This is a genomic window from Enterobacter cloacae complex sp. I2 (assembly GCF_014896205.1).
Lineage (GTDB): Bacteria > Pseudomonadota > Gammaproteobacteria > Enterobacterales > Enterobacteriaceae > Enterobacter > Enterobacter quasihormaechei.
In genome coordinates this window covers 245,802-254,778 of sequence record NZ_JADBRA010000003.1, presented here as the reverse complement: position 1 = coordinate 254,778, position 8,977 = coordinate 245,802, and the positions used below count along the sequence as shown (strand labels likewise).

At 52.6% G+C, this 8,977-nt stretch carries 8 protein-coding genes; all 8 read right to left on the bottom strand.

The window, feature by feature from the left end; translation table 11 throughout:
* Positions 1 to 2,154: host specificity protein J (locus IM300_RS04345; protein WP_193035446.1), on the bottom strand; the 2,154-nt coding region annotated here is incomplete at its 3' end.
* Between the two features lie 53 nt (positions 2,155 to 2,207).
* Complete coding sequence (locus tag IM300_RS04340) at positions 2,208 to 2,807, bottom strand: tail assembly protein (RefSeq protein WP_047737199.1); 600 nt, start codon at positions 2,805 to 2,807, stop codon at positions 2,208 to 2,210.
* 54 nt (positions 2,808 to 2,861) lie between these two features.
* The gene (locus tag IM300_RS04335; RefSeq protein ID WP_226842036.1) at positions 2,862 to 3,194 is read right to left on the bottom strand and encodes a hypothetical protein; all 333 of its coding nucleotides are present in this window, start codon (positions 3,192 to 3,194) and stop codon (positions 2,862 to 2,864) included.
* A 29-nt stretch (positions 3,195 to 3,223) separates the two neighbouring features.
* Positions 3,224 to 3,934 (bottom strand): C40 family peptidase, encoded by a 711-nt coding sequence (locus tag IM300_RS04330; protein ID WP_063863768.1) that lies wholly within the window; start codon positions 3,932 to 3,934, stop codon positions 3,224 to 3,226.
* Position 3,935: 1 nt separating this feature from the next.
* Positions 3,936 to 4,694 (bottom strand): phage minor tail protein L, encoded by a 759-nt coding sequence (locus IM300_RS04325; protein WP_193035444.1) that lies wholly within the window; start codon positions 4,692 to 4,694, stop codon positions 3,936 to 3,938.
* The gene (locus tag IM300_RS04320; RefSeq protein ID WP_048984738.1) at positions 4,691 to 5,029 is read right to left on the bottom strand and encodes a phage tail protein; all 339 of its coding nucleotides are present in this window, start codon (positions 5,027 to 5,029) and stop codon (positions 4,691 to 4,693) included. The genes IM300_RS04325 and IM300_RS04320 overlap by 4 nt, the downstream gene beginning before the upstream one ends.
* A complete protein-coding gene (locus IM300_RS04315) occupies positions 5,029 to 8,355 on the bottom strand; it encodes a phage tail tape measure protein (protein ID WP_193035442.1) in 3,327 nt (1,108 codons plus the stop codon). Before IM300_RS04315 ends, IM300_RS04320 begins: the two co-directional genes overlap by 1 nt.
* A 238-nt stretch (positions 8,356 to 8,593) precedes the next feature.
* On the bottom strand, positions 8,594 to 8,956 hold the full coding sequence (locus tag IM300_RS04310) for a phage tail protein (protein WP_193035440.1): 363 nt from the start codon (positions 8,954 to 8,956) through the stop codon (positions 8,594 to 8,596).
* Positions 8,957 to 8,977 lie beyond the last annotated feature (21 nt).

Sequence of the window (8,977 nt, the reverse complement as noted above, 5' to 3'; positions counted from 1 at the left end):
CGGATTGCCCACTTTCCCCGTCAGCGTTTTCTCTTCTGAATAGCCCCATCCGGACGAGATTTCTGCGGCATTGATGGCGCGTACACGTACCAGATAGCGCCCGGCATAAATCCCAGGAACGTCGAAGGACGTGGTGGAACTGCGCGGCACGTTCACCCAGTTCCCGTCGTTGCGGCGCCATTGCGCTTCATAGGCGATAGCATTCTGCGCCTGGTCCCAGCTCACGCGCATCGTTTCGACGCTGATATTTTGCTGCACCACCGAAAACGAGCTGATCACGATGTTCGCAGGCGGCGACTGGTTGCCCGGCGGGATCACGCTCACCGGCCGCTGGTCAATGATGGCTCCGGTATCGATTCGGGCATATTTATCCGGATCGTGCCATGCACCGGTAATGGTGAAAGTGCCATCATCGTTATCAGCGACGCTCACAACACGATACTGCTGCGCGTAGAGTTCGTTTGACTCAACCACCCAGACAGCTTCGGCCTGAGGCGTCTCACTGTACGCGGTGGTGACTGTGACCGATTCCCCGTTAACCGCCTGAATGGTCCTGCTCTGTGACGCTCCGGAGGGAAGATTGAGGATAAGGCGATCACCTGCTGCTGCATCAGCTACACGGTCAAGTTTGATAACGCGACCGTTAACGGCGCTGATGCGACCGCCCATAACCTTTCCGGAAAGCAGCTCGTCTGCCACAGCGATAATGTAGCCAGGCTGCGGTATGTTTCCGTCCAGCCCGACATCGAACGAAACAACGCGATCCTTGTTGTTGGTGAGAATACCCCAGCGCCCCTTTCGGTTAGCTTCTGACTGTCTGGTACAGCCGATGGCTGTCATTTCCAGCTGATTGAAGCCGTACCGCGCCACCAGCGCCTGCTCGAATACGGGTTCCATCGCGTCAGCGTAGGCGTTACCGGGATCGGACCATGAAACCAGCGCTGTAGTGTAGCGGGTTTTCGTGGTGCTACTTGAATAGGTGAAGCGACCGCCAACAACGTTAGCGCGCGTATAGCTGTAATCCACATCACGGGGCATATCGGCCAGAGCAACGATCTGATCGCCACCCCAGTACGTCATGCCACGGAATATGGCCGCAAAATCACGCAGGACTGTATAAGCGTCGTTTCGGTCCTGGATGTACACGTTGCAGGTATAGCGTGGTTCTGTTCCATCGCCACCCTTACCGTCCGGCACCATCTGATCGCAATACTGGGCGACCTGATAAAGCGTCCATTTATCGATGTTAGCAGCAGTCAAACGGTGACCGAGGCCGAACCGGTCAGAAACAACCAGATCGTAAAATATCCACGCAGGGTTATCCGTCCATGCCCACTTAAATGCCCCGGTCCATGTCCCGCTGTAAGAGCGGGTTTCTGGGTCGTAAGTATCAGGAACCCGAATAACGCGGCCACGAGGCTCACAGGAGATCTGAGGTATAGAGCCATTGAACTGGCTGGAGTCGAATTCGATGTACAGCAGCGCGGTGTTCGGATATCGCAATTTCGCATCAATCACCTCAGTGAAGCTCTGTAGCGTCATCGTGTCGCCGATTTTCGCGCTGTTGGCGTCAGCGGTAATTTTGCGTAGTCTGATTGTCCAGGTGCTGCCCGCCTGAGGTAAGTCAATACGGTGGCTACGCTCATAACCTGAGGTCGTTTTCCCGGTCACGCTGGTATTGAGGACTGTCTGCCATGTCCCGCCGTCCGTCTGCAAGTCAATCGCATAATTAACCGAGTAACCAACCAGATCGCCATCGTCCTCCTGCTTGAAAAGCGAAGGCCATTTCAGGCGTAAGCGAACCGCCGAAAGCTGTGTATTGGTGAAGGTTCGTGTCCACGCTGTAGCGCTCGTTACCTCGGTTCCCACGCTGATTTCGTTTTCTGTACCGGGAATGCCCTGAATGTACTTCTGGGCCTGAGTACCCGCGCGAAATTCCCACGTTACACCGCTGAAGTTTTGGGAGCCGTCGGCGTTTTCCAGCGCCGTTCCGTCCAGGTAGATATCCTTGCCGGTGAGCTGTCCAGCAAACTCCCCTTCCCCAAGCGCAACGAGGATCTTTGCCTTCGCTACAGATTGCAGATCATCAGGCTGTTCGGTAGGAGTTCGGGAACTGGAGCTCCCCCCTTTTCGTCCGGTAATTGTTTTAGCCATATCGCGCCCATAAAAAAAGCCACCCGGGGGTGGCTTGTAAAAAGGTTTGTTATCTACTGCTGATCTTCGACATAAATCCCGGCGGAAATAATTGCCCCGCCGATTCGTCGGCGTCCGTAAAGGAGCGGAACCGGGTAACCCTGCGCGGCGGTGTTTGTCACCCCGCCGAACGCATACGATGCACGGTTATCTGCGCTTTGTTTGCTGGCAAGGCCCCCAGGTTGAGGCGAAAGCATCTGGACAACTCCACCAGCAATCATAGCTGCACCGAATTTCGCGGCTCCGTAGCCCACAGCAGAAAGCGTTCCTCCAGAAAGCATCCCAACAGCAATGCCCGCAACGACAAGAACAGCCCCAAGAATTGTCTGCAAAACTCCAGCTTTTTTACTTCCGATTACAACAGGAACAATTCGAATAACTTCACCGGTTACTGGAAAACCTAAATCATCCACTCCGATGTTTTTTTTATCTTTAAAAACGGCATAAGTCAGACCTCTTGCTTTACTGGTGATCAGGAATTTTTCCAGCCCATTTATTGTTTTTGTTAGCGAATTGATTGCCTCTCCGGTAGTTCGTATAAGCCTATGATGAACCTTCCCGTACGTTTTCCCCAAAATGCCGCCGAGTTCAATTCGGGCCATGACCTCAGACATATGTTTGCTCCATAAAAAAAGCCACCCGAAGGTGGCTTAGTTTATTTTAATATTTTAAAGGCATGACCTGGCGGCCGTGGCCCAGTGATCATTCCATCCTTTTGCAACGGCATAAACTTTAATATCGCTCCCGCCGCGCTCTGATTTATCGATATTTACTACCGAAAGAGCACCAAAAATATCATCCGATGCTGTTATTTTGTAACCTGACTCGGTAGGTACACTGGAGCTTGAAGAACGAAGTTCTACCCATTTTGGTGCTAAGCATCTGTTAACCTGATCGGCACTCTTGGAGGTGTGCTCTGATAAAATAGGCTTTTGGGACTCTAGAGAATTTACAGAGCAGCCAGCCAAACCAATAACTAGCAGCAAGAGTAGCTTTTTCATTTTCATGCTCCTTTGAAATTTCGTAAAGGTTAGCACAGAGATTTGTAACGTAGAATCTTCATCGTTCGTTCCTGCCAGTAACCGCCATATGGTACTCGCTGACTCAGGTGACCGTACAGGTGGTGCAGCAGCATATTACCCTCCAGCAGAATACCAGCGTGATTCCACTTATCAGCCTGGACCTGCATGATCACCATATCGCCAGGTTTCGGCGGCCCGTCGAATTCACGGAATCCGCACTCGTACCAGCAATCCTGATAGAAGTTGTCCGGATAGTCGTTTTCCCACCAGGGATAATCAACCCGGTAATCGTGGAGTTCGATACCATGCGTTTGCCGGAAATAGCTCATTACCAGCCCCCAGCAGTCAAAGTGACCAAGCACAAACGGACGCTCCAGCAGTGGCAACTCTCCGCGCGGCTGAATGGTGCGTAAATCCCCCTCTGGCCAACTCACGATATGCCAGGGTAAAAGCGTTGCGTCGCATTGCGCTTTATCCAGTTCGCTCGGCTGTGTAGTAGCGTCAGGGTGGCTGTGAACGATGGCGATCACCGTACCCCAGTCCTCAGCGGCTGCGTAATCTTCGGGGCAAAGGACAAAATTGTCCTCCGGCGCCGCGGCAAGATTCCGGCAAGGAAAATAACGTTCAACGCGGCTTTTCTGCGCCACCACACCACAGCACTCACGAGGATATTCAGCGGCGGCATGCGCCATAATTGCATCAATGGTTTTCTGACGCATATCAGCTCCTGATCAGCGACGTACCCGGGAACCCACCAAACGAGAGTTCGTTGCTTTCACCGAACCGAAGTTTGCAGGCCGTCAGCGTGCCGTTGCACTCATCCAGTGACGGATCGCTTACCGGGTTATTGTTTTTGTCGAAATAGCGCGTACCGGCATAGTCGCAGCCGTCGCCTGTGCGGTACTTATTACGAATGCACCATGTGCACAGGGAATGAAGCTGCCGCGTGGGGATCATTTGTCCCTGAAGATCCATAGGGCTGGACAGTACAAACTCGATGGTTTCGCCAGCAAGCTCGGTCGTTTTCCCGTCGATATACCAGACCTGAAGTTTCTCCTGAGTCGGATCTGCTGTAGGGTTACCGCCTGCGAAGTTTTTCGCATCGAGATATTTTGCCTTTGTGTCGTGAATAGTGACCTTAGCCTGTAGCAAATCGTCGTACGCAAGACACAGGGCAGAAATAGAGCTTTCGATGTTCGCGACCGTAAGTGATGGCGTCGCATTGCTGCCACTGGTCGATTTCTCCAGCCCTTCCAACAGATAGGGCCAGGCGGAATATTCATTACCCTGCCACCAGATTGGTTTCGCCGGGAGCCTGGCCTCATCCCCCCCGGCGGCGACTATTTCCGCTTCGGTGTGGGGAATGTTGTAATTGTGAAAGCGGAGAACGTCCGTCAGTCCAAAAGAAGAACCGTCCACCTCAATCAGGCGAACGTCGTTTCCGGATTCCAGCTTCTGATAGTCTGCGTTTAAGCTCATGGTTTAAATGCCTGGATGAATGTTGCCGTCAGAGACCAGTTGCCTCCCCCCATTGGGGAGGGCTTGTACTGTTTGCATCGATAGAGACCCAAATCCTCAAGCGGCGGCTTCCATGCAAATGCTTTTGTTCCTTCATGGCGGTCAAGAAAGTCTTTGATCGACTTGATGTAGGATTCCAGACCTACAAAGGTCAGATCCCAGCTTTGTGAGCGAGGGTTGAGTCCGTCACCGGATGTCTGGGTGTAACCATCTCCGAACTGCGCCTCACGCGTACGCATGGTGACGTCCTGAGAAGGATTCACCCTAGGGCTCCAGTTGAAAGTTTCCAGCGCCATTACCGCCTCCCGTTTGTACTGTTCCAGATTGCCCCTCCGGGACGAAGATCAGCCTGTATCAGCTTTCGGTATTCATCTCTGACAAAATTGCCTACGCTTTTACCGAATTTTTCCAGCCCGCCAGATGATTGTGATGCCGTACTGCCATCGCCATTGATAGTGATGAATACCTGAGGAGCAGCGCCTTCAGAGGCACCGCCTGACACTGCGCGAACCCCAAGTGAACCATCAGCTGCCCGGGTCAATGGCATGATCGCTTCTGGTCCCGCCTCACCCATTACTCCTGCCCCTTTCGCGAATGCGAAAAAGGTAGGGTTATCGACAACCTGACCGCTGTAGGCACTTAAGTCTGAGGAGGAATAAACGCCACCTTTAGCATTGAACTGGAAATTGCTCCCGTAATCGGCAATTGCTGTCCCTGAGCTGACTGCCGTACTTCCACTAACACCGCCAAGTACACTCGAACCGACACCCATAATCGAACTCAGGATGGTATTTGTTACGAGCGCCTGCGCTGCCATATCGACGAGGTTTTGAATTATCGACTGAGTAAGCGTGGAGAAGAGGTTGATCATGCCCTCTTTAAAGGTCTGCGTATTAGTCAGCAGCCCCGTCAGGACATTAGTGGTTCGCTCCCGGGTAGCATCAACCAATCCGATCGCCAGATTATTGAAGTCACTCTGTGAGCGATATAATTCCAGCGCGGTCTGATACTGTGCATCAGCAGAATCTTTACTGCTCTTCTGCATCAGCATTTCGTATTGCTGCTTACTCAGCACACCACTGCGATAATAGGTCTCTACCAGACTTTGCTGCTGTACGAGTTGGTTCCTTTGCTGGGCAAGCGGATCAACGTCCCCGGCAAGCTCAAGCCGTGGTGCTGATAGAGCATTAGCCTGGGCCTGTAGGATTTGTCGGGATGTCTCCTGTGACAGTGTGACACGCGCAGCCATGTACTCTTTTTCAGTAAGCAAACGTGCATCAAGGAGAGACTTGAGCTCCTGGCTCGCTTCCTTCTCTTTATTGATGGCCGATCGTGCCGGGGAATACTGCTCAGCAAGTTCGTTACGTTGCTTCTGATAATTTTCAGCATTCATTAACAGCGCACGCTGTAGATCCTGCTGGCTTGCTCCATTTTTACGCGCCGCAGCGATCAGCTTTTCCTGACTGGCTTTCTCCTGAAGATCAATTTTTCCAAGGCTGGTTGCATGAGCTTCTTCGATCTCCCTGCGCAACTGAAGATACTGATTGACCGTTTCCTTCCTGGCCTTTTGAGTATCTTCACCGGTCCAGGGTGTGGTAACACCCTCTCCGGCTTTAGCTGTCTGAGCTGTGATATTTTTGATGTCATTCGCGAGCGATTTTGCTTGATCGGCGATCCCTGTCTGGACCAAAAATCGCGCCTTGCTGACATTCTCAAGGTTAGACTGTGTTGTCTCTAACCCTTTATTAACGGCTTCAAGGTCAGCTTCTGCCCGTTTCTTACTGTCCTCTACCCCTTTTTTCTGTCGGAATGGGTCAAATCCACCGAGGCTATCTAGTCTGCTGTCTGCGTCCTGAATTTCCTTGATGAGCTGGTTACGCTGAGTTACCTGATTTTCATACTGGTCTTGCAGGTCAATCTGCTTAACGGCCAGCTGTTTATCAGACATCTGCATCAGCGCAGCAGTGGTTTCAATGACAGCATCCTTGAGGTTAATTGCTGACTGTCGGGCATCCTTCGCCTGCTGATGAAAATACAGAAGTGCGGAGCCTGCCAGCATCGCAGCCCCAAAAGGTCCACCGACAAGCGCCAGGGCCCCGCGAGCGAGCCCCACAGCTACCGAGGCAGCACGAGCGGTCAGAGATACCTGACGATTAGCTGCTGCCAACTGCATTTTTGCACGAGTGGCCAGATTAGTTTGCTCGGTTTCTTCACGGATAAGCCGGTTAAACTCTCCCTGGTAATTTACGTTCAAACCATGCTGTCTGGCCGTCTTTTCCAGCTGACGGTAGTAACCAAACTCTGCGTCATTTCGCTTAAGCGTGGCGGCAGTAGATTCCAGCGTCTTGCGCGCACCATCAGCCTGAGCCGCTGCTGCTGCTTTAACGGCTGCCTGATTCTGCTGCCAGGCACTTACGCTTTCCCTCAGCCCCGCAGTGAGCTTCGTTGAGATGACGGGGATCAGCGTATAGAGCGCCACGTTCGCTACGGCGTTAAAGTTATCGGTAAGCAGGTTAATACCGTCTGTTACTGACTGAATGCCGGAACGCAGAGGCCCAGTACTGCTCTGACCAATCTTAATGATCATGCCTTCGAAGGCACTGGTCAGCCCCATGATGTCGCCATTCAGGTTATTCACACGAATAGCGGCCTGCTCATGTGCCGTCTGGGTGCCGGTGAGAGCCTGTGTCAGGGCATTAAGTTTGCTGCGGTTGTCCACCAGCACCGAAGCCGCGTTGATATTCTCAACGCCGAAAAGCTTCACGGCCTGCGCAGTGGAAAGGTTTTTCTTCGACAGATTCTCCAGCGCACCGCTAAGCCCCACAATCGAGGGTTTCAGGGTTTTGTCTGTACCTTTCTCAAGGGCAAGAATAACGTTTCTCAGCGCGGTGCCTGCTTCACCACCTTTGATTTCACGCTCAGCCAGAACCTGAATCGCTGCATTCAGCGTTTCAAAACCGACTCCTGCCTGTGCAGCAGCCACACCGCCATTTTTGATAGCCGCAGCTGTATCTGCGATTTCCGAAGCCCCGAACTTGGCACCGGCAGCCAGCACGTTAATATAACGATCCGCTTCCTGAGCCCCGGCCCCGAACTGGTTAAGCGAAAGAGCCAGAGTGCGGGTTGCATCTGGCAAAGTTGATCCTGCGGCCTGAGCAAGCGTTAGCGCGCTCTTTGTCGCCTCAGTAAGTCCGTCTGCGGTCTGAAGAAGCTCAGGTTTAGCGGACGCCATCAATTTCAGGGCTTCCACCGCCTGGCTCGCACTGTATTCAGTGCTACGCCCCATCTCCTGGGCGGCTTCATCAAGTGATTTTAACTGGATGCCTGTAGCGCCGGTGATAGCCGAAAGGTCGGATAAAGCCTGCCCGTATTCACGCGTGGTAGTAATGATGGCACCAAGAGATAAACCGGCACCGGCAAATCCCGCCAGGCGACCAGCAACACCCGCGATGGTTTTCCCCATCCGGGAATAGGCTTCATCTGTCTTTTTAGCATCTTCCTGTGCGTTACGGTTGAAACGCTTTGATGAGTTCTCAGCATCACCGTATGCACCCATCAGCTGAGATTTAAAATTGGCTGCGTTGAGATGCAGCCCGACGGCGAGGGAAGCAACGTCAGCCATTACATTAACGCTCTCATTACTGCCGCACACTGATCGTCAACATTACTGACTACAGCAGGAGGCGGGGTTTCAGGAGTCGGAGAAATCTCATCACCGGGTCGGCTTATGGCACCAGTACGCAGAAAGTACGCGCGCCAGTGAAAAAGAGTTTCTGCCGGAAGTGAAGCTATCCTTGAAGGGTCAGGCTCGCCCCAGCGGTCAGCCAGCCAGAAAATCAGCTCAAGCCAGGGCGAGCTCGTTAGTTTTTTTCCGCGTCTTCAAGCTTGCCCAGCGCATGTTTTTTTACAGTGGCGATTGCATCAAGGAGCGCCACGTTGTCATGAGTCTGGAGTAGCTCGGCTGCGGTAGGTTTGTCTTCAGCTGCGATTAGGCTGCCATCGGGATGGACAAGACAATCGACGATCAACTGCACACTGATCTCTGAAGCTTTACGCGCATCTTCTGAAATCTGACTGTCTCGCAGCGCTTCTTCATGATCGATGAGTTCTCCCGCCGTCATGCGGCGTAGATAAACGGTGGTTCCAAAAATTTCGGCGGTAACAACGGCGCTTTTAGGCTTCAGAAGTGCGGATTTAAGTGCAGAAACATCGATGGTAGACATAGTTTCTCCTGAGAATTAGAT